This window comes from Streptomyces sp. NBC_01591 (genome assembly GCF_035918155.1).
Lineage (GTDB): Bacteria > Actinomycetota > Actinomycetes > Streptomycetales > Streptomycetaceae > Streptomyces.
Genome location: NZ_CP109329.1, coordinates 91,078 through 112,419, shown reverse-complemented (window position 1 = coordinate 112,419; position 21,342 = coordinate 91,078). Strand labels below are relative to the sequence as shown.

Sequence of the window (21,342 nt, the reverse complement as noted above, 5' to 3'; positions counted from 1 at the left end):
GTGTAGGACGACATGTTGTCCGCGGACAACAAACCGACCCGACCATGGCTGGCTTCGTTCTGAACGAGGCGACACTGAACGGGCCTCGTGAATGCGCAGGTTCGAACCAGGGAGTGGATGTGGAACTCGCCTGGGGGGAGTGTTGCCGGGCCATCCCCGCGGGTGCGGGAAGCAGGCCCACTCGTGGCTGGCCGGCGCGATGCAGCCACGAGTGGGAGATCAGTACCGCCGCTCGTGCGGGTACGGCGTCGGTCATCGGAGCGTTTGGCAGTCAGACGGGGATGTCCCAACGGGTCCCGTCGGGGATGTGCCAGACGTACGCGGTCCCGTCTGCCTCACGGGCATAGCCGAATCTGTCGTGCGAGGGGCGGCCCGCATCGTTCCACCAGCGCCATGCTTCCTCGGCCCGGGTCCGGAGGCCGGGGTCGCCGCCGCAGGTGACCGTACCTACGGCGGCGCCGACGAGAGGCAACCGGGCCCACGACCCGTCAGGTCCCTGGATCTGGAGAGCCATGGCGCCGGAATCGTCGACGTGGTACACGATCTCTGCTCTGGGCAGGTAAAGAGCGAGGAGCAGGCGGAAGGGGTAGTGGCTGCGCACGTCTGCGGCGGTGACGGACGACGGCCACGTGCCTGTCTCGGCAGCGCGCTCGGGTCGTTGCGGCACTGAGTAGGTGCGGGCCTCGCCGCGGGCCGCCATGAATCGGCCGGCGGTCGCGGTGAAGTGGCCGAGGGCTCGGCCCTGCTCGTCGACCTCCAGGCGGACGAGCCCTCCCTCGATACCGAGGGCGACGTCGGCAACCAGGATGGTTCCGGGCCTGCTCTGCTCGATCCAGGCAGCCGGGACGGCCTGGACAGCACAGGTCGCGATGATCCGGTCGAACCTGTCCCCGGTGGGATAGCCCTGGGTTCCGTCGCCGGGAACGAGCTGCGGCGTGAAACCCGCGGACGACAGATGGTCCTGCGCGGTGCGGACGAGGCCGGGGTCGATGTCGACGGAGTACACGAGGTGTTCGCCGAGGCGTGCGCTGAGCAGGGCAGCGTTGTAGCCGGTGCCGGTGCCGATCTCGAGGACGCGGTCGCCGTCCTGGACGGCCAGGTCCTCGAGCATTCCGGCCATCAGGCTGGGCAAGGTGCTGGACGAGGTGGGGATGCCAGTCCATGCGGTGCCGTCCACCTGTTCGGCGGTGTCCGGATCGAGGGCGGTCACGAGCGTCTGATCGCGGTAGACGGCGGACAGGTCGTCGGCTGTGGTCACGCCGTGGTGCTCGCGCCATACGGCGATGCCCGGTCGTTCGTCTCCTGCCCGAACCAGCGGGGCACGAACAGATGCCGGGGCACACTTGAGAACGCCTGGGACCACTCAGAGGTCCGGATCGCCCCGGACCGGGTCAGTTCGTCAGCGAGGCCGGCCATGTAGGGGCGTGCTTGGGCGATGGTCGGAGCATTCATGCGGGGACTCCCAGCAGTTCGTCGGCGATGGCCTTCGCGATGTCCAGGCCGGTGGCGTGCTCGATCCAGTCCCACTGGCCGCACGGGTTCGCCTCCAGGAACGTCCACTCGTCGTCCGGGCCGACTACGAAGTCCATCGCGGCGAACCGCAGACCGAGGGCCGACATGTAGCGGCGTACGCCTTCGGCGACGTCGTCGGGCGTGGTGGTGGTGCGGTAGGTGAGCGAGGCGTAGTCGCTGCGCCAGTCGGTGTGTGCAGCGGCACTGCCGGCATGCACCTCGGCGGCGAACAGGCAGTCGCCTGCGACGGTCAGGCGTACCTCGTGTGCCTTGTCCACCCATGCCTGGAAGAGGTGGGCGGTGGTGTCGATACCGCGCAGGTCGTCGAGGTCGGCCTCGGTGACGCGGTGGGTGTACACGGTCTTCAGCCGGTTGCCCTCGACGAATACGGGAGTGGCGACCGGTTTGCAGATGACGGAGCCGCCGACGTCGCCGACGAACGCCCGGACGGCGTCCGGGGTGTTGGTGATGAGTGTCGGCGGGATGGTCAGGCCGCTGTCCCGGGCGGTGGCGAGTTGGAGCGGCTTGTACTCGGCGCGGGACATGGCGGCCGGGTGGTTGACCCATCGGCAGTCGAGCGCGGTGATGATGCCGCCGAGACCGGCGCGGGCCTGGGCGGCGGCGAACCGGCGTTCGGGCTCCGACATGGCAGCGGGAAGGGCGAAGGGGTTCGGGGCGCGGTAGTAGACGGCGGAGATGTCGGCGAGGTCGACGGCACGGTGGGCGGTGGTGAGTCCGCCGGCCCACCCTTGCCGGGCGTCGATGCGCCCGGCAAGGGTGAGTTCCTGCGGGAACTCGGCGGTGTCCATACGGAACACCTCCGCGCCGCCGTCCGTGAGCGCCTTGACGACGCGGTCGGTCGGCCAGTCGTCGCGTGCTGCGATCACGAGGACGGTGGGCATGGGGTCAGTCCTTCGGGCCCTCGTCGAGCGGCGGCGGGTTGTCGACGGACCCGTCCGGGATGGTGGGTGTGTGGGTCTGCATGAAGGGGAGCGGCCCGTCGTAGAGGCCGACGGACACCTGTAACTCGTTGTCGTAGACGGCCTGCGGCTTCACGATGGCCTGGGTGGCATCGGGGGTCCGGGCGAACCGGAGGACCCACGGGCGGGTGGGCGCGCTGCTCGGCGGCTCGTCGCCGCGCACGGTGCGCGTTCCTTCGGGCGCGAGCGGGAAGACTTCCCGCGGGTCCGCAATGGCGCTGATCATGTGCCGTTCCTCCTGTAGCGGGTTGGTCCTGCAATGTGGCGGGGTGTGCCCTGGCCGCACCGGGCGCACTCGCAAGATGGGTACGCGGATGTCCGGGGCAGATCCTTGAGCGGGACGACCTCGGACTTCGGACGGACAATGCGTGTCCGTCCGTGCCGGTCCACCTCGTACACCTTGATCGTCATCCCCATTTGGACGATCCCCGATCGTCCCGGCAGCGACGGCAGCACCGAGGGAACCAATTGGCAGCCGTACCGTGCGCGTCAATGGGACGCGGCCCAAGGTCGTGCGCCATTCCGATGGCCAGCGCGACCGCGCACCAGACGCAATACGCACCGCGCTGCTGCCCGTCGGACAGAGACTGAACGGGAGGCAAGTCGATGGTGGTCATGGGCACCCCTGGGCTGTGGAGTGGAGTGAATTACGGTGCCGGCCGATCCTGACAAGGCCGACGCCACGGCATGGGAGTCACGCTATGAGAGCGCGCGATCACACCCCAGGGGCAGAGTTCACCAACCGACAGCGGGCCTGCTCTGTAGGTAGGACGTTGCGTCCTACCTACAGAGCAGGGTCAACACCGAGTCGTGAAGCCAGACCGCGCAGAGTCGAGTTACGACGACGCTCCACCTCCAGCATCTCCTGCACAGTCGCCGCCGCAAGGGTCTGGAAGCGGATCCACTCCGGCTGGTCGGCCTCGACCTCCAGGAGCAGCTCCAGGGCCCCCGGACTGTCGCCGGTCTGGTATCGGGCCTGCGCGACGTCGACCCGGTACGAAGCGGAGTGCACCGGTCGGCTGATCTCCGAGAGATCCACTTTCGCGGAGGCGGACAGCGCGGTGTCCGGCCGGCCCGTCGCCCCGGCGAGCGCCACGTTGACTCGCTGGGTCCGCACGTCGGTGACGGAGAACGCGCTGCCGTAGGCGCGAACGGGCCCTGACTGGACAGCGGCCGACTCGGCCAGGGTCAGCAACTCCATGGCCTGGTCGTGGTTGTCACTGCGGGCGGCCGGGGTTGCTGCGGCGATCAGCAGGTTGCCGTACACGGCCAGTTGATTCGCTGTCGCCCGTCGGCGCGCAGGTTCCAGTTGGTCCGCCTTCCGCTCAGCCACAGACTGCGCCTGCTCCCAGCGGCCCTGGCGCAGCAGTACCCAGGACAAGGTGGAGACACCCATGCCTTCGAGGAGCGGATCGGAGGCTCGGGCGGCTGCGGCAAGTTGCTTCTCGACGGCGGTGTACGCCCAGTCGGGATGCCCGGACTGGGTGGAGAGGGACGCGGCCAGCTGGTAGGCGAGGGCGAGTTGCGCCCATACCTGCTCGGTGTCGTACTGACGGGCGGTGGCCTGGCCGTCGCGGAGGAGTCCGGGCAGGACCGCGGCAAGGTGGGAGTAGTCGCCCGCCCAGTAGCTGTTGGTCGCCGCCTGCACCTGGGCGGTCCATTCTGCTGGGCTGGGCGGGTCTTCGAGATTGTCGTCGCCGAGGACGCCCGGCAGCGAGCCAGGGTCTTGAATGGCGTCACGGAGGGCGATCAGACCGCCGCCGTCGTCGGTGAGTTGCTGGGTCACGGTGGGCTGTCCTACGAGGCGTTCGAGTGGGACATCCAAGGCACGGGCGAGTCCGCGTAACGTGTTGATCCGCGCGGACTCCCGAACCCCCTGCTCCAGTTTGCGGATGGTGTCCACCGACACGGAGGCGCGTTGGGCGAGCTGCTCTTGGGTGATGTCCCGGAACTCGCGCAGTACGCGGATGCGGTCTCCGATGGAAACGTTCATGTGAACCCCCGCCAGAAGGTGTGTCACCACCGTACTCCGGACGCACAGAACCGCCCCTGCTCGGCCGCAGCGGGGCAGGGGCCGCAGTGGTCATGAGCGGCAGCGGTCCGGCGGCAGCCCGAAGGCAGTCGGGCCAGCTCGTCTTCCCGCTGACGAAACCATCCCCGCGGGCGCGGGGAGCAGCGGTGGCCCGGCTGGGCGGGCTCCATCCCGTCGGGACCATCCCCGCGGGCGCGGGGAGCAGTTGGCTTCGACGATCCAGCCGGCGCCGCCGGTGGGGCCATCCCCGCGGGCGCGGGGAGCAGACGAGTACCGGTGCCCGTCGTGCCGTACCCCGGGGACCATCCCCGCGGGCGCGGGGAGCAGGTCGGCCGGTGCCGATTGGCCTTAACGTGGTGGGGACCATCCCCGCGGGCGCGGGGAGCAGAGGAGCTGGGGTACTTCGGAGGGCTTCACTGCGGGACCATCCCCGCGGGCGCGGGGAGCAGGCATGGTGGATCAGCTCGTACACCTGCCGGACGCGGGCGCGGGGAGCAGTCATGCGGGCGACGCGGCGGGCGATCCGCTCGGGGACCATCCCCGCGGGCGCGGGGAGCAGCCGGTTCCCTGCTTGGCCACGACCACGCCGTCGGGACCATCCCCGCGGGCGCGGGGAGCAGGGGACCACGGCCCCGCCGTCACCGGCCTCGCCGGGACCATCCCCGCGGGCGCGGGGAGCAGAGGATCGTCACCGGTGCGACGGTGCCCCAGGGGGGACCATCCCCGCGGGCGCGGGGAGCAGGCCGCCCGGTCGGCCATGGGCGCGTACGGCGCGGGACCATCCCCGCGGGCGCGGGGAGCAGGCGTCGGTGCCGAGCCGGTAGAACTCGCCCTTGGGACCATCCCCGCGGGCGCGGGGAGCAGATTCGGTGCCGGTTCCTGCTTCTTCTTCGTCCAGGACCATCCCCGCGGGCGCGGGGAGCAGGGTGAGCCGGACGCGACCGGCACCACCTCGATGGGACCATCCCCGCGGGCGCGGGGAGCAGGCCGCGGCCTGGTCCATCGCAGCCTCGGCGGCGGGACCATCCCCGCGGGCGCGGGGAGCAGGTCCCGTACGCTGGACACAGACGAGTCCCTTGGGGACCATCCCCGCGGGCGCGGGGAGCAGACTCCCTGACCTGCTGTTCTTCCCTCAGCCGGGACGGTTTTGAACCAGTTTCAAAGAATCCGATATAAAAGCCAAAACCGATCTTTCGTGACCAGGGTGCCGCCACCGACAGAAGCACACACCCCTCGACACCACCGCCCAAGAGTAGCCACGAGTCACAACCGCCCATCACGCTCTCGGATGCATTCCCTTGGCGCCCCCCATCACTTCGCTCCTCTCGCGCATCCCACCAACGCGAAACCAGGTCCCCACGCCCGCGCGCATCAAGAACCACCCGCACCGCCTCACCACTGCCCGGTCCGGCCGTGCAACTTCCGCCGACCGCCCCGACTGCGGCGATGCAACATCGGCGTCCCTCTCGCCGGCCTCGTGCGCAAGTAGTACCCGCCCGGACCCCTGCCGCCGACGGCCTCAGGTACGGACGGGAGATCAGGACCGCCACTCTCGCGGATACGGTGTCGGCCTCGCTGAGGCGGGCAGTTCACACAGCCGTTTGTGCACGTGGAGGGTGGTACCGGGGCCAGTCGCGCCAAGAACCTCGTACTGCTCCGACTCCTCGGCAGTCATGGGCTGTTGGCAGCGGTCACACATCATCGGCGGGCCTCCCGCCACACGCGGGTGAGGCGGGCCGCAGTCGGGCAGGGCAAGCAGCGGCAGGCCGCGCATGCGTAGGTGTGGCCCACCAGGGTGAGGTACTCCTCTTCCCCGCGTGAGCGGGCGGGTTTCGTCAGGGTGATCACTGGTGGCCTTTCCAGCAGGTTCGGCAGCAACGGGGAAACCAGTCGACTGAAACCCCGTGGGCATCGACCGGGCGGGGCCCGAGGTCGTGCGCAGCTCCGGCGGCCAGCGGGGTGCCGCACCAGACACAGTGTGCGCCACGCTGCTGCGCATCGGACAGTGACGCTGGGTCCGGCACGGTGAACTCAGCAGAGTGGGCACGGTTGGCTCCCTGGTCGGTGGCAGGAGCGCAGCCACAGGAGACGATCGGCCACTGTCGGGTCTGGCCCGGCAAGACGACGAATCCAGCCGGCACGAAACGGCGAGTGACAGCACCGCAATGCCAGCAGGCTTCGCCATGGAGACGAGCGATACTCACCCGGCCCTCGACGAGCACAGGTGCAGTCATGAGGCCCTCCTCTACCTGTGTAGTGCGGACAGATAGAGCGTGGCCCCTGGGAAGAGGCACAGCTGCTACAAGGTGTAGCAGTCCGTCAGACGGCACCGATCCAGCGGGCGAAATGCGACAGGGACTCGGCGTCGGCACGGTGGAACCGTTCTCGGCGTCGCTTGAATTCTGACCCTCTGACGGCGGATCAAAAGTGACCCACTTGGTGATCTTCGCCTGAACCTGATCTTGATGGAAGGTCAGGAGGGAGAGGGTGATCCTCGTGGAGGACTGGGCAGAGATCCGTAGGCTGCACCGGGCTGAGCAGATGCCGATCCGGGCAATCGCGCGGCATCTGGGCATCTCGAAGAACACGGTCAAGCGTGCCCTGGCCACGGACCGGCCGCCGAAGTACGAGCGCCCGTCTCAGGGGTCGGTCGTGGACGCGGTCGAGGTCCAGATCCGTGAGCTTTTGCGGGAGACTCCGACGATGCCGGCCACCGTGATTGCCGAGCGGATCGGGTGGGAACGCGGGATGACGGTCCTCAAGGACCGGGTGCGGGACCTGCGGCCTGCCTATGTGCCAGTCGATCCGGTCTCGCGCACGACGTATCGGCCCGGCGAGCTGGCCCAGTGCGACCTGTGGTTTCCCGAGGCGGACATCCCGCTCGGCTACGGCCAGAGCGGACGGCCGCCGGTGCTGGTGATGGTGTCCGGTTACTCCCGGGTGATCGCCGCGCGGATGCTGCCCTCGCGCACGACCGGCGATCTGATCGATGGGCACTGGCGGCTGCTCTCGGCCTGGGGCGCGGTGCCCAAGACGCTCGTCTGGGACAACGAATCCGGGGTCGGTCGCGGGAAGCTCACCGCCGAGTTCGCCGCGTTCGCGGGCCTGCTCGCCACGAAGATCCATCTGTGCCGGCCCCGTGATCCAGAAGCGAAAGGGCTGGTCGAGCGGGCCAACGGCTATCTGGAGACGAGTTTCCTCCCCGGCCGCACCTTCAGTGGCCCCGGCGACTTCAACACCCAGCTGACCGCCTGGCTGACCATCGCCAACCGGCGTGTCCACCGCACTCTGCAGACCCGCCCCGTCGAGCGGTGGGAGGCCGACCGGGCCGGAATGCTCGCCCTGCCGCCCGTCGACCCGCCCGCCTGGTGGCGGCTGCAGACACGGATCGGCCGCGACCACTACGTCCGCGTCGACACGTGCGACTACTCCGTGCACCCCGCCGCGATCGGACGCACCGTCACCGTGCTGTGTGACAACGACGAGATCACCGTCCTCGCCCCCAGCGGCGAGATCGTCGCCCAGCACCCGCGCTGCTGGGCCCGCCACCAGACCATCACCGACCCCGACCACGCTGCCGCGGGCAAGGTGATGCGAGGTGAGGTGCACCACCAGCAGGCCGCCCGCGCCAAAGCCGCCCGAACAGCCCAGACCGACCCAGGCACGCTTATCGAGGTCGAGCAACGCGAACTGGGCACCTATGACCGGCTGTTCACGGTCATCGAAGGCGGCAAGGGCAGGGAGGCCGGCTGATGCCCCGCACCACCACCATCCTCGACGACGCCACCGCCACCACATCGGCCACCGGCCGCAGGACCGGCTCCCAGACCGCAGCGGACCTCGCCTTCCTCGCGCGGGCAATGAAGGCTCCGGCCTTGCTGGATGCCGCTGACCGTCTCGCCGAGCGGGCCCACAAGGAGTCCTGGACCCATGCCGAGTACCTCGTCGCCTGCCTGCAGCGCGAAGTGTCCGCCCGTGAGTCCCACGGCGGTGAAGCACGGGTGCGGTCCGCCCGCTTCCCCGCGATCAAGACCATCGAGGAGCTGGACGTCACCCACCTGCGCGGGATGACGCGCCAACAGCTCGCACATCTGGGAACGTTGGACTTCATCGCCGGGAAAGAGAACGCCGTTTTCCTGGGACCGCCGGGCACCGGGAAGACACACCTGGCGATCGGGCTCGCGGTCCGCGCCTGCCAGGCCGGACACCGCGTCGCGTTCGCCACCGCCGCCGAATGGGTCGACCGCCTGGCCGCCGCCCACCACACCGGCCGCCTCCAGGCCGAGCTCACCAAGCTCAGCCGCTACCCGCTGATCGTGGTGGACGAGGTCGGCTACATCCCCTTCGAAGCCGAAGCCGCGAACCTGTTCTTCCAGCTGATCTCGAACAGATACGAACGCGCGTCCGTGATCGTCACCAGCAACAAACCCTTCGGACGCTGGGGAGAAGTCTTCGGAGACGAGACCGTGGCCGCCGCCATGATCGACCGCCTCGTCCACCACGCCGAGGTCCACTCCCTCAAGGGCGACTCGTTCCGCATGCGAGGACGTGAACTGGGACGGGTCCCCAGCGCCACCACCGACAACGACTGAACCAACCAAACCGAAGACACCTGGGTCAGATTTCAACCGGCCAGAGTGGGTCCAAGTTCAGCCGCCGCCGACAACCGTCGCAGCCTGCCGGCGACTTCACGAGCCCACGGGTGCTCGCGGGTGTGCTGCGGGGCTGCTGCGCGGGCCACCTTGAGGCTCTCGAACGCATCTGCCTGAAGTCCGGCCCATTCCTGCGCGCGGGCCAACTCGATGTAGAAGCCGCTGCGGCGCTCGGCCGGCAGATCGGCGGGCGGCTTCCACTCGGTGGCTACGCGCAGGGCGCGGTCGACATGGTCACGGCCAAGGCTGACAGCAACGGACACTTCGTGGATACGGACCGAGTCCGGGCCAAACACCGTGCCCAGGTAGACGCCCTCGCGCGCGACTTGATCGCCGAGTTGCCGGGCGTGCTTCAGGTGATTGTCGGCAGAGCCTACGTTCGCGTCGCGTCCGGCGATCACGGCGGCCCGCATATGGAGGGTGCCGCGGGCAGCGGCTTCGGAGCGGGACGACGGCGCGGGAGCATCCTCGATCGCCTGCTCCAATGCGGCGAGGCCGACGTGGTGGGCGCGAGCTGCGAAGAAGACTTCGGTCCGTACGTACGCCGTGGCAGCCTGGACGAGAGGATCCGCAGCGCGGTCAGCTGCCCAGCGCATCAAGTCGACCAGCCTGGCGGACAGGTCGCGCTCGCCGTACTTGAAGGCAATCGCGTCCGCTGCCCGAGCAGCAGCGGCCAGCATCCGGGCAGCGGCCTGCTGCTCGGCGCCACGTGCGGTGTGGGCGTACCGAATGGCGTCGCACAGAAGGTCGGGGATGCTTGCCGCGATCCGGCCGTACTGGGCTGCGAGTCTCCAGCCCACGGCCGTGTTGATCGCATCCGCGAGCTCGTCCGGCGCACGAGTCGGAGGTCCCTGCGGAATGTCGTACCCGGCGATCACCGCAGACAGCTCCGGCAACGCGCGATGGACGCGTCGCTCGGTGCCGACGTACCCCGTACGCAGCTGCGTGGCATCCACCTCAAGGGCGGCAGCGATCGCTTCGAGCACATCGTCGCTCGGCCGCCGTGCACCACGACGGACCGGATGGTGGCGTAGGAGACGTGGGAGGCAGTAGCGAGACCGGTCTGGGTGAGGCGGCGGGCGCGGCGGCGGGCGGCGATGCGTTCACCGACCTCGCACGGGGAGTCGGCGGGCACGATCCGACCGTACTCGCGCCGTCACTGTGCGGGTACGAATTCGGAATTGTCTGCTACTCGTTGACGATCGCGGGCAGGTCCATGAGCGAATCGACCACCCAGTCCGCTGTCTCCCGTACCTGCGGGTCGGCCGCCCACAAGTGCCCCCACGGCCCACGGCGAAGGTGCACGGTCCGCAAGTCGGCCCGCGCTGCCGGGAAGGTGTCGTTCATCGGGTGGTCACCGACGTAGACGGTGTCCCGGGCCAGGGCCTGAGAAGCGCCGAGGACTCGGGCGAAGAAGTCGGGCGACGGCTTGGCGCAACCCCACTCCCCGGAGGTAGCAATGGAGTCCGCGGGCAGACCCAGATCCCGGAGCAGCTCCCCCGCGCGAACCGTCTGGTTGCCCGCGATGACGACCCGGACGCCGAGCTCCCGCAGCGCCGTGAGTGCGGGACGCACATCGTCGTACAGGTCGGTCTCGTCGAGACGCTCACCCCGGCCGGCGGCCTCGCGAGCGGCGTACTCGGCCGCGATATCGATGCCGGGGCGGAGAAGGCGAAGGGCTTCTGCATTGTCGAGGCCCTGGGCGGTTACTGCACCGACAAGTGCGGAGAGGGTGTGCCTGGGGACGCCCAGCCAGTCGGCCCAGGAGGCCCAGTACCGGTCGTCGCGGACGAGGGTCTCACCGATGTCGAACACGATCGTCTCAATCACTCGGCGAGCCTACGAGCGGTAGCCGGGTGTGTGACACCGCAGGGGCGGCTGGAATCAGCCAGTAACATCCGACCGCGGCAATCGAACTGACAGATGAAACTGTCGAACTCGAACGCGCAACATGAGCTGAGCAGCAGGAAACCGACTGGCGAAGGCAGCAGCCCGGGTACAGGCGGCGACCACCACCCACGCCACATCGGCAGGGCAGTCCGGTACGAAGTCAAGCAGGCGCTGAAGCGGATCGTCCGGCACCCAGCCAAGGACGACGGCGCCTGCCCCCTGAACGCGCGAATCCTCCCGCCCGGCCGCAGCCGGAACAGGGGGCGTGGTGGGGACCATCCCCGCGGGCGCGGGGAGCAGTTGACCAGCTTTCCCCGGCGGCTGTCGTAGGCGGGACCATCCCCGCAGGTGCGGGGAGCAGGCGGGCACGACCTTGTAGTGGTCGATGGCGTAGGGACCATCCCCGCGGGCACGGGGAGCAGCCGGCGGCTCCGGTGATCGCGTCGCATGGGTCGGGACCATCCCCGTAGGCGCGGGGAGCAGACGAAGTTCCAGACCATCGACTACACGGCCCTGGGACCATCCCCACAGGTGCGGGGAGCAGGACGCCTCGCCATCCTCGTAGCCGCGCCACCGGGGACCGTCCCTGCGGGTCGGGGAGCAATGGCCGTCACCTCGCAGGCCGATGCCCCAGGTGGGACCATCCCCGCGGGTGCGGGGAGCAGGACGGCAGCGCCGTGCAAGCCGGTGGCCACGCAGGGCCATCCCCGCGGGTGCGGGGAGCAGCAGAAAGCCGGGCTGGACGTGCCCACGGTCAGGGGGGCCATCCCCGCGGGTGCGGGGAGCAGCGTTGCCACCGGCCGAAGCGTCCGCCGCTCCTGGGGCCATCCCCGCGGGTGCGGGGAGCAGTGGGACCTGCCCGTGACCTTCGTCGCCCGCCAGGGGCCATCCCCGCGGGTGCGGGGAGCAGGTCCTGAACACCCCAGGCGCCGAGCGGTGGGCGGGGCCATCCCCGCGGGTGCGGGGAGCAGGGGGCACGGGTAGACCCGTGGCTCAAGAGAACGGGGCCATCCCCGCGGGTGCGGGGAGCAGTCATCGAGGAGGCCCTCGCCGCCGCGGCTGCCAGGGCCATCCCCGCGGGTGCGGGGAGCAGACTTCCTGACCTGCCGTTCTTCCCTCAGCTGAGGCGCTTTTGAAGTAGTTTCAGCGAATCCGACATCAAGCCTAAAACCGATCTTTCTTACAAATGCGCCGCCACCGCCGACGGAAACACGCAGCCCTCAACTCCACCACCCAAGGGTAGTCACGAGCCACAGCCACCCACGGCGCCACTCTCGGATGCGCCCCTTGGTGCCACGTCACTCCCCCTCCCCCCGACCCCCTTCCGCGCGACACGCCCCCAACTCCCCTCCCCCAGATGCACCAAAACGACCACCAGGGTGAGTAAGGTAGCCCCATGACCGTTCCATACTCCCCCGATGACCGGGAAAAGGTAGTCGCCAAGCTGCCAGTGGCCCTCCGCCAGGAACTCAAGGTCAGAGCAGCCGAGTTCGGCGTCGATATCAAGGACGCCGTGACCGAGGGTGTTCAGGCCTGGCGTACGGATGCCTCCGAGCGCGCCCTCGTAGACACCACCGGAGGGACCTCGTTCGCCACCTATCTCCCCGCCGGCCTCTACGGGGAGTTCAAGGAGGACTGCAAGCAGCGGGGCATCCCCTTCAATCAAGGGATCGCGCAGTCGATCCGGCTCTGGCTCGACACGCACCCCTCTCCCCGCCGCCCGGCCCGCCGGACCGGAGCGCGTCGGATCATCTTCGGCAACCAGAAGGGCGGTGTGGGCAAGACCGCTACCTCTTCCGGGGTGGCCCAGGCCCTCGCCGAGGCCGGGAACCGCGTTCTGCTCATCGACTTCGACCCGCAGGGCCACCTCACCAAGCAGCTCGGCTACGACCTGTTCGACATCGACGAGCCGAGCCTCGCCAAGTACATGCTCGGTGAGGCCAAGGACGAACTGCGCAGCCTGCTCGTCCCGATAGAGGAGGGTGTCTTCGGAGGCCGGCTGTTCATGCTGCCTGCGTGCAAGGACGCCTTCCTCCTCGACGCGAAGCTCGCGACCAGCCGTTTCGTACGGGTGAAGGAGACGGCTCTGGAGAAGGCCCTGGAGCCGCTGGAGCAGAAGTTCGACTACATCGTGGTCGACTGCCCGCCGAGCCTCGGGTACTCCATGGACACCGCTCTGTACTACTGCCGCACGCGCGAGGGTGAGGAGCCGGGTACGTCCGGCATCTTCATCCCCGTGCTGGCCGAGGACTCCTCCGCGGATGCCTACGACATGCTCTACGACCAGATCCAGGATCTGAGCGCCGACATGGACGTCGAGATCTCGATGCTCGGCTTCATCGTCAACATGTACGACAGCCGCAAGGGCTACATCGCGACCTCCTCGCTCAACAGCTGGAAGGAGATCGGGGACCCGCCCGTCGCGGGGGTCATGCCCGAGCTCAAGGAACAGCGCGAGGCTGTGCGCGTCAAGCAGCCCCTGCTCAGCTATGCGCCGGACTGTGAGCAGTCCGAGGTCATGCGCACCGTCGCCCGGAGGATCACTTCATGAGCGTCGCCGACCGGCTCGGCACGGGTTCGTCCTTCGGCAGCGTGCCGCGCGGCCGCAGTGCCCGCGGCCGCGCCAAGGCCCTTGTCCAGGGAGACGTCCCGGCGTACGAGCTCCAGCGCCTGCGTCTTGCCGAGGTCTCGCCCACTCCGCTCAATCCGCGGCGCAACTTCGGTTCGGACGAAGACCTGACGCGCTTCGGAGAGGAGCTGCGTACCGCTCAGCTCGCCGCCTGCGTGGCTGTGTCCCGGGATGCCTACCTCAGGCTCTGGCCCGAGCACGAGGACACGATCGGCAGCTCCGCCTTTGTGCTGGTCAACGGTGAGCGCCGCTACCGCAGCGCCCTGCACGTGGCGCTCGACGTGCTGGACTTCGTCGTACGCGACGATCTGGCGGCCTCTCGCGAGGAGTTCGTCGACCATCTCCTCAAGGAGAACCTGGAGCGCGAGGACTTCGATGTCGTCGAGCGGGCCCGCGGTGTGCTGGAGCTCGTCCGGGTGTGCAGCGAGGAGTCGGAGAAGGGCGCGCGGACACGTGCGGCCAAGCGCCTGGGGCGCGACCGTTCGTGGGTGACCAACCAGCTCGCTCTCCTGGAGCTGCCCGATGAACTGCAGACGATGCTCAGCCGGGGTTCGCTGCCCGAGCGTGACGGCAGGCTGCTCGCGCGCCGGCTGAAGGACGAACCGGGGCTGGACGGGGCATCGCTGCTCTCCTACTTGAAGGACACCCGGGAGCAGGAGGCCCGGGTCCGTGACGAGGAGAAGGCTCTACTTCAGCAGGCCAGGCAGCAGAGGCAGGTACCCGCTCCTCAGCCTCCCCAGGACGATGCGGGCACGGCGAGCACCGCCACGCCTGACGAGGCACCAGCAGCAGGCACCGGCGGGCTGCCGGACGGTTTGTTGTCCGCGGACAACAAACCGCTGGACAGCGTGACGCCGGGTCGCGTGTTGTCCGCGGACAACACGCTGCAGGAGGAATCGGCAGCGGCTGCGTCCGGCTCTGCCACGCCTCCCCCGCCCGCGGGTGCGGCCGCCGTGTTGTCCGCGGACAACAAACTCAAGGCTCCCGGCAGCGCCGGCCACTCCCCCACCCCGTCGGCACCGCAGCCCGGAGATGTCCCCGCCCACACCGCCGTGTTGTCCGCGGACAACACGCACGCGGCCGCAGCGGAGGACGGGGGCCAGGGTTCCGGGGACGGACGAAGCCGCCTCCTGGTGCGACAGCTCGGGACGTCGGCGAGGGAACAGGCCCGTACCCTCGCGGCCGGTCTGACACCGGACGAGCTCTCGCAGTTGCTCGGAGAGCTTCGCTCCTACGTATGACCTGCCTGGTGGGTGTGTCGCTGAGGGGCTCGTACCGCCGGCTCACACCCACCGGGGCCGCAGGAAGTCACAGCGACACGCCGCTGATTGCCCTTCCTTCGTCCCTCTGAAACGCTACGGTCCCACCTATCGTTTTCTATCTCTTTCATGTTGACGGACGGGACTATCAATGACCGACATGCTGCAGGCAGTCGACGCGCTGCTGAGGCGTCCGGCCGACCTTCCTCCGCCACATCTGCGCGCCAGCCTGCGCAAGGCGGACCAGCTCACGCAGGCACAGGTCGCGGAGGTGCTGAATGTGACTCCCTTAGCGGTACTGCGCTGGGAGAACGGTCAGTCGGAGCCGCGGGGGGTACGCCGCAAGGCGTATGCCCGGCTGATGCGAGGGCTGGCCGAAAAGCATCCGACCGTAGCCCCTGACTTCGCCGCGTCGTTGGCCGACTAGCGCGCAACGCACCGGAAGGAAGACGAGACCCGTGCCTCAACAACCCCCGTAAAAGCTGAAGCCGCCCCTGTCGCCACAACAGGAACGGCTTCCCAGCAGTACGACTCCATAGGCCCTATCCAAAACCTGAGTCGTAAGCAGCGCGGTGACCGCGCCGGGTGTTCCCCGTGGGCTGTGCCCCCGTGGTCACCTATCGGACAGAATAAGCGACTCGACTCCCGGAAGCCATGAGGGCCCGGAAACAGAGTTCTGCGGAACTGGTCACAGCGCTTCTGCGACTCCCCCATATCCAGGGGAGAACCACCCTCATGTACGTGTACCGCCCTCATCGCGCCCCGGCCGCGGGACCTCTCCCTCCCAGCAGGCCCTGTCTCACGGCGCCTGCTTGTCCCGCCCGCCTTCTCGCCACGGAGGTGGAGCTGTGAGCCCCGCACGGTCTCCCCAGGGCCCCAGGGAGACATGGGCACGGGCCGTCGAGCCCGAGCCGTCAGTCACCATCACGGACGAGACGTTCTTCGGTCATGGCTGGCAGCCGATGACCATCGCGGTGCTCCAGGCCATCTGGTTCCTGCCCGCCGGTGAGGAATTCGGCGTCGACGAGCTCGTCGGTTGGTTCCGCGCTCTCGGGTGGAAGAGCGCCAACGGCCGGCCCCTGGGCGAGGACGCCGTACGCCGTGAGCTCGCCCTGATCCGCAAGGCCGGGTACATCCGCGCCTACCGGCTGCGCGGCGAAGGGGGGCAGATCGCGGGCATGCGCTACGAGATCTCCAAGCGGCCGAAACCCCCTCAGGAACAGATCGAGGTCGTACCTGCCGCTTCCACAAAACCGCAGGTCGCACCACATGCCTCCAATGACCGGGTGTGGTCGAAGACCGGTGTGGACAAAACAGAAAACCGCAGGTCGCACCATGTGCCTCCAATGACCGGGTGTGGTGATTCACCAGACCTGGCTGACCAGGCAAAACCGCAGGTCGCACCATGTGCCTCCAATGGCGGTTTCCCCCCCGTACCCCCCCCGGAGGAGGTGGATACCTCCTCCCCCAGCCCCCTCACGCCTCTCCCGGAACTCGCTTCCGACCGTGACGCCGCTGCGCGGGCGGCGGAGGAGGGGGCTGTGGCAGCAACGCCGGAACAGCTGGCCGCCGCGGTGGAGTTCCTTCAGGAACTGCCGGGGCCCTGGGCCGTGGGCAGGGTGACCGCACAGCGCTACGCACCGCTGCTCGTCGAAAGCGCTACGGCCCAGGGCTGGGAGCTGGACGACTTCCTTGCTGCCGAACTGACGAAGAACCCGGGTGGGGCCCACAACCCCCAGGCGGCTCTGAAGACCCGGATCCGGGACCTCGTCCGGCGCAGGCGCACGCGAACGGTGCCCGCCCAGGCCGATCCGCCCGCCCACGCCTACGCCCAGTCCCCGGTGGCTGAGGTTCCCCCGTACTGCCGCCATCTCGACTGCGACGAGGTCAGCCGCCTGCGCAGCAGCACCGACTCCAATGGGCTGCTCCAGGTGAGCCCGTGCCCCGAATGCCACCCCAGCAGAGCCGGAAAGTCACACACGCCCGCCTGAGGGCCTGCGGGAGGTGCGGATGAGAGATCGGTCATGACGCCCCCTCAAAGCCCTCCAGGGGGCCTCCTGGAGGCTTACAAGGGGTCAGTGATCGAATCCGTACCGCCGCGCAATTGACCCAACCGGCCCACATGCACCCGTATGCCAGCATCCGACGGAGCCCGCGCACATGACAGCCGAACCCTTCCAAGGCCTTTCCCACGGGGACGGGACCCCGTTGCAACAGGACGTCCCCCAGCGGGGTCTCCCTCAGGACACCGCGGCCGAACAGGCCGTGCTCGGAGCCCTGATGCTGTCGGTGCGCGCGATCGAGGAAGTCGACGCGATCCTCGGTGACCCGGCGGACTTCTACCTGCCGCACCACGAGACCATCTACCGGGCAGTGCTGGACATGTACGCGGCGAGCAGCTCCATCCCGCGGATCGACCCGATCACGCTGGCTGCCGAACTCCAGCGCCGCGGAGACCTGGCCAGGGTCGGCGGACCGGCCTATCTGCATTCGCTGGTCAACACCGTGCCCACCACAGGCCATGCGGCGCACTACGCCGAGATCGTGCGCGAACGCGCAGCACTGCGGCGGGTGATCGAAGCAGGAACACGTATGGTTCAGCTCGCGCACGCCGGTACGGAGGAGGCGGGCCAGGTCGTCGAGGCGGCGATGGCCGAGCTCCAGGCCGCGGCTGCGGGAACGTCAACTGCCGAACCACTGCTGTCCGTTGCGGACCGCTGGGCCGGTTTCCTGGACCAGCTCGACGCGGGTGCCGACCCCGAGTCACTGGACACCCCATGGGCCGATCTCAACGAGTACGTCGAACTGAAGCCCGGCCAGCTCGTCACCGTGGGAGCCACCACGGCCGGAGGCAAGTCACTCTTCGGAATGAACCTCGCCGCTCACGTCGCCCTGCGAAGAGAACGTCCCGTGCTGGTCGCCAGCATGGAGATGGGGGGCGGCGAACTCATGGCCCGCCTCACCGCTGCCGAGGCCGGCGTCCCCCTCGACCGTCTCATCCGCCGCCGGACGACCGAGGACGACTGGAACCGGATAGCCCAGGTCGGCGACCGGCTCGCCAACGCACACAACTTCGTCCTCGACGACTCGGCGAACCTCACCCTGTCGAAGATCCGCGCCCGGATGCGATGGATGGCATCCCGCGACCACGCCCCGGCCCTCGTGGTCGCCGACTATCTGCAGCTGCTGACACCGGAGGGGACGAGAGCCGGGAACCGGGCGCAGGAGGTTGCCGAGATCAGCCGCGGACTGAAACTGATCGCCATGGAGTTCAGGACGCCGATCGTGGCCCTGGCCCAGTTCAACCGCGGCGCGGTGGGACGCAGACCGCTGGTGTCCGACTTCAAGGAGTCGTCCGCCATCGAGCAGGACTCCAACATCATCGTCCTGCTCCATCGCGAACTGGCCGAGGACGGCACGGACACCGGCCCCAAGGCGGGAACGGTGGAGGCGATTGTCGCGAAGAACAGGAACGGCGCGAGCGGCCGCATCGTGGACCTGGCGTTCCAGGGGCACTTCGCGCGGCTGGCTTCGATGGCGCGCTGAGCCGGTTTGTTGTCCGCGGACAACAAACCGGTGGTTGTTGTCCGCGGACAACAACCACCGGCTGAGGTGACGTGGGCGAGCCTGGGCCACAGGGCCTCCTCGTACAGGGAGGCCATCCCCGCGGGTGCGGGGAGCAGAGAGCGGGCACGGTCTCGGCGAACGCAGCGGGGGGACCATCCCCGCGGGTGCGGGGAGCAGCCGTCCGAGAACGGCCGGGTCGAGTCCCACTCGGGACCATCCCCGCAGGTGCGGGGAGCAGAGGACCCATACGGCGCCCTGGCATGCGGCGTGGGGACCATCCCCGCGGGTGCGGGGAGCAGGACGGCGAGGAAGTGCGTCCCGGCATGGGCGAGGGACCATCCCCGCGGGTGCGGGGAGCAGTGCAACACGGGGAGGTCGCACATGGGGGAGCGGGGACCATCCCCGCGGGTGCGGGGAGCAGGTACTCCCCCGTCAGGACGCGGGTCGGTGGAAGGGACCATCCCCGCGGGTGCGGGGAGCAGATCGGCGCCGGAATCGCCACCATTCTGGTGATGGGACCATCCCCACGGGTGCGGGGAGCAGCGGCTTCCCGCGATCGTGATGGACCTCGCCACGGGACCATCCCCGCGGGTGCGGGGAGCAGCCGACTGCGCATCACTGTGACCGATCGCGGGCGGGACTGTCCTGTCGCACCGAACCTTGAGCGAATCTCATCGAAGACTGACGGATTGCAGTTCGTCTCATCGAAGGTTAAGTACGCAGGTCAGGGCGTTGCGGCAGCGGACCGCACGATCGCGCCGATACTGCACACGTACGGGTTGGACGGCGGTCGGGAGCAGCAGATCCAAAGGGCAACCTACGTTGCGACGGTTCAGCGAAGCAGTGCTGCACGCAGGGTGATGCCGTGCCGCGTACGCAGCCGCCGCAGCTCCCACATCGCCACGGCGGTGACGGTCAGCGGGGCTCCCAGGATGAAGGCCACCCGCACTCCGAACGGCACACCGTCGTATGCACCCCGGAATACGTCGAAGAGAGCGACTTCCCAAACGAGCAGCGTCGCGAGCAGCGGTGGAACCGTCTCGTGGAGGTCTGCTGTCCGGAAGACGTGCACGAGTGACTGCGTGATGCCGTAGAAGCCAAAGGGGGCGAGCCACAACAGGAAGGCCCCCAGGGCGAACAGCAGCGCCACCCGCCCTGCCGACGCCGTCCAGTTCGTTTCCTCGGTCACGTACCCCAGCCCCGTGATCAGTCTTGGCACAGCGAGCGTGACGACCAACGCGAGCAGCGCCCCGGCGGGCTTACCCGCGCGGCGCAAGAACAGGCGCCGGTTGGGTGGGCGGGCCGCCGCGATGAAGGCGGCGACGGCGACCGGGAACGTCACCCCCAGCACAATGAGGGTGGTACGGATCTGGCCGAAGCGGTCGTTCAGTACGGAGTCGGCGTCTGATGCCAGCCCGTAGGACAACAGCATCCACGTGACAGCGACCAGGCCGACGACCGTCCGCAAGACCTGCACCCTCTTCACCACCGGGTCGTTCACACGGTCCGGCCGGGACGGCGTGAACACCACACGCCCCACAGCGATCGGATTGAAGAGACGTCCGAAGGTCAGCGGGCGCGCCGGACCCGGCGGCCATGGGCCCCCTGGCGGCACGGGTGGCGAACCCGGTCCTCCCGGCGGTTGTCCTCCTCCGTATGGATTCCACAGCGCCCCGCCCCCGCTTCCGCTCATCCCCGCGTCCTTCCTGTCGTCGTTTCCAGAGGTCACGAGGAGAATCGCAGATCTCAGCGCGTGAAAACGCCTAGTTCCCATTGCAGTTGCGCTGCAGTCGTGTGCCGACAGCCAGCGGGTCACCACCGCTGGGACCCTCGAGCGCACCATGGTTCGGCTCGCCGACTGCCGCCGCACCAACGCTACGAGCACAAAGGCCGGCGGGGCAGCGTGGATCTCTAGCCGATCGCGGGCGCGGAGGCTAGGCAAGCACGCGGTCCGCTGCCGCAACGCCCTGACCTGCGCACTTAACCTTCGATGAGACGAACTGTAATCCGTCAGTTTTTGGTGAGATTTACTCAAGGTTCGGTGCGACAGGTCAGGGACCATCCCCGCGGGTGCGGGGAGCAGACCCTGAAGGAGGCGGGCATCATCCTGTACCTGGGACCATCCCCGCGGGTGCGGGGAGCAGTCTTGAGCACTGGAGAAACGGTGCGGTTGTCCGGGACCATCCCCGCGGGCGCGGGGAGCAGGCGTTTCCGTCCGCGTCCAGTCCAACCTTCTCGGGACCATCCCCGCGGGTGCGGGGAGCAGGCCACCGGCTACGGCTCGGTCTTCACGCTGTGGGGACCATCCCCGCGGGTGCGGGGAGCAGGGGAACCGGTGGCCGGGCCACCCCGGCTCTCCGGGACCATCCCCGCGGGTGCGGGGAGCAGGGGAACCGGTGGCCGGGCCACCCCGGCTCTCCGGGACCATCCCCGCGGGTGCGGGGAGCAGTACGACCGCATGGCCGCCAAGTCCACCGGCCTGGGACCATCCCCGCGGGTGCGGGGAGCAGACTGCGCGACCTGCGGCTTTATCGCGGAGGTGCGCAGTTTTCCCACACTTTCACCGAGTCCGGCAAAAAGGGCATAACGTTCTCTGCTCTTCTGTTCAAGCATCAGGGGGCGGTAGTGCAAAGCGACCATCGTAGAGTCTGCCTGCCCATTTTCAGGGGGCTATGCCCGGATCGGAAACCCGATCTCTTAAGGAACAAGAGATTGGCCGCGCGCCGAAGTTGGCCCGGCTGAAGTGGACGAGGCTGCCTGCCGACCGCCGCCGCTCATTAACCACGCCCCCTTCCGCCCGACGGCGGAAGAGGGCGCCTGG

Annotated in this window: 16 protein-coding genes and 5 CRISPR repeat arrays; of the genes, 8 read left to right on the top strand and 8 right to left on the bottom strand. The window is 68.8% G+C overall.

The features are described from left to right. Positions 1–271: 271 nt before the first annotated feature. From OG978_RS47850 to OG978_RS47830, 5 genes are all read right to left on the bottom strand, one after another. Positions 272–1,258 (bottom strand): methyltransferase domain-containing protein, encoded by a 987-nt coding sequence (locus OG978_RS47850; protein WP_326771111.1) that lies wholly within the window; start codon positions 1,256–1,258, stop codon positions 272–274. Further along, entirely contained in the window at positions 1,255–1,452 is a 198-nt protein-coding gene (locus OG978_RS47845; RefSeq protein WP_326771110.1) for a hypothetical protein, read from the bottom strand. Before OG978_RS47845 ends, OG978_RS47850 begins: the two co-directional genes overlap by 4 nt. Next, entirely contained in the window at positions 1,449–2,414 is a 966-nt protein-coding gene (tgmB, locus tag OG978_RS47840; RefSeq protein ID WP_326771109.1) for an ATP-grasp ribosomal peptide maturase, read from the bottom strand. Before tgmB ends, OG978_RS47845 begins: the two co-directional genes overlap by 4 nt. A gap of 4 nt (positions 2,415–2,418) precedes the next feature. Next, positions 2,419–2,718, bottom strand: a complete 300-nt coding sequence (gene tgmA / locus OG978_RS47835; RefSeq protein ID WP_326771108.1) for a putative ATP-grasp-modified RiPP — start codon at positions 2,716–2,718, stop codon at positions 2,419–2,421. A 558-nt stretch (positions 2,719–3,276) separates the two neighbouring features. Next, entirely contained in the window at positions 3,277–4,485 is a 1,209-nt protein-coding gene (locus tag OG978_RS47830; RefSeq protein WP_326771107.1) for a helix-turn-helix transcriptional regulator, read from the bottom strand. A gap of 154 nt (positions 4,486–4,639) precedes the next feature. Further along, positions 4,640–4,973: a CRISPR direct-repeat array (repeat unit 29 nt; unit sequence GGGACCATCCCCGCGGGCGCGGGGAGCAG). An 80-nt stretch (positions 4,974–5,053) separates the two neighbouring features. Then, positions 5,054–5,632: direct repeats of the CRISPR family, unit length 29 nt; unit sequence GGGACCATCCCCGCGGGCGCGGGGAGCAG. 1,379 nt (positions 5,633–7,011) lie between these two features. On the opposite strand from OG978_RS47830, the gene istA reads away from it, so the two are divergent. Both istA and istB read left to right on the top strand, forming a co-directional pair. Then, a complete protein-coding gene (gene istA / locus OG978_RS47825) occupies positions 7,012–8,277 on the top strand; it encodes an IS21 family transposase (RefSeq protein WP_326769809.1) in 1,266 nt (421 codons plus the stop codon). A gap of 107 nt (positions 8,278–8,384) precedes the next feature. Then, positions 8,385–9,116: an IS21-like element helper ATPase IstB gene (gene istB, locus OG978_RS47820; RefSeq protein ID WP_326771219.1), complete on the top strand. Its 732-nt coding sequence runs from the start codon at positions 8,385–8,387 to the stop codon at positions 9,114–9,116. A gap of 32 nt (positions 9,117–9,148) precedes the next feature. Here the strand turns inward: istB and OG978_RS47815 are convergent, their stop codons facing one another. Further along, on the bottom strand, positions 9,149–10,072 hold the full coding sequence (locus OG978_RS47815; protein WP_326771106.1) for a transcriptional regulator: 924 nt from the start codon (positions 10,070–10,072) through the stop codon (positions 9,149–9,151). A gap of 6 nt (positions 10,073–10,078) precedes the next feature. On the opposite strand from OG978_RS47815, the gene OG978_RS47810 reads away from it, so the two are divergent. Beyond that, the gene (locus OG978_RS47810; protein ID WP_326771105.1) at positions 10,079–10,210 is read left to right on the top strand and encodes a hypothetical protein; all 132 of its coding nucleotides are present in this window, start codon (positions 10,079–10,081) and stop codon (positions 10,208–10,210) included. Between the two features lie 154 nt (positions 10,211–10,364). Here OG978_RS47810 and OG978_RS47805 read toward each other — a convergent pair whose 3' ends face one another. Further along, complete coding sequence (locus OG978_RS47805; RefSeq protein WP_442817919.1) at positions 10,365–11,003, bottom strand: HAD family hydrolase; 639 nt, start codon at positions 11,001–11,003, stop codon at positions 10,365–10,367. Between the two features lie 702 nt (positions 11,004–11,705). Then, a CRISPR array of direct repeats spans positions 11,706–12,159; the repeat unit is 25 nt; unit sequence CCATCCCCGCGGGTGCGGGGAGCAG. Between the two features lie 303 nt (positions 12,160–12,462). Between OG978_RS47805 and OG978_RS47800 the strand changes: the two genes are divergently transcribed. The 5 genes from OG978_RS47800 to OG978_RS47780 all read left to right on the top strand — a co-directional run bounded on the left by OG978_RS47800 (position 12,463) and on the right by OG978_RS47780 (position 18,500). Further along, the gene (locus tag OG978_RS47800) at positions 12,463–13,617 is read left to right on the top strand and encodes a ParA family protein (RefSeq protein ID WP_072488727.1); all 1,155 of its coding nucleotides are present in this window, start codon (positions 12,463–12,465) and stop codon (positions 13,615–13,617) included. Further along, positions 13,614–14,936, top strand: coding sequence for a ParB/RepB/Spo0J family partition protein (locus tag OG978_RS47795; RefSeq protein ID WP_326771103.1), 1,323 nt, complete (start codon positions 13,614–13,616; stop codon positions 14,934–14,936). Before OG978_RS47800 ends, OG978_RS47795 begins: the two co-directional genes overlap by 4 nt. Positions 14,937–15,114: 178 nt before the next feature. After that, positions 15,115–15,381, top strand: coding sequence for a helix-turn-helix domain-containing protein (locus OG978_RS47790; protein WP_326771102.1), 267 nt, complete (start codon positions 15,115–15,117; stop codon positions 15,379–15,381). A 421-nt stretch (positions 15,382–15,802) separates the two neighbouring features. Then, positions 15,803–16,945: a hypothetical protein gene (locus tag OG978_RS47785; protein ID WP_326771101.1), complete on the top strand. Its 1,143-nt coding sequence runs from the start codon at positions 15,803–15,805 to the stop codon at positions 16,943–16,945. Between the two features lie 169 nt (positions 16,946–17,114). Then, a complete protein-coding gene (locus OG978_RS47780) occupies positions 17,115–18,500 on the top strand; it encodes a replicative DNA helicase (RefSeq protein WP_326771100.1) in 1,386 nt (461 codons plus the stop codon). A gap of 108 nt (positions 18,501–18,608) precedes the next feature. Continuing rightward, a CRISPR array of direct repeats spans positions 18,609–19,125; the repeat unit is 29 nt; unit sequence GGGACCATCCCCGCGGGTGCGGGGAGCAG. Positions 19,126–19,353: 228 nt separating this feature from the next. On the opposite strand, the gene OG978_RS47775 is transcribed toward OG978_RS47780, so the two are convergent. Beyond that, positions 19,354–19,998 (bottom strand): hypothetical protein, encoded by a 645-nt coding sequence (locus OG978_RS47775; RefSeq protein WP_326770370.1) that lies wholly within the window; start codon positions 19,996–19,998, stop codon positions 19,354–19,356. 577 nt (positions 19,999–20,575) lie between these two features. After that, a CRISPR array of direct repeats spans positions 20,576–21,031; the repeat unit is 29 nt; unit sequence GGGACCATCCCCGCGGGTGCGGGGAGCAG. Between the last annotated feature and the right edge of the window lie 311 nt (positions 21,032–21,342).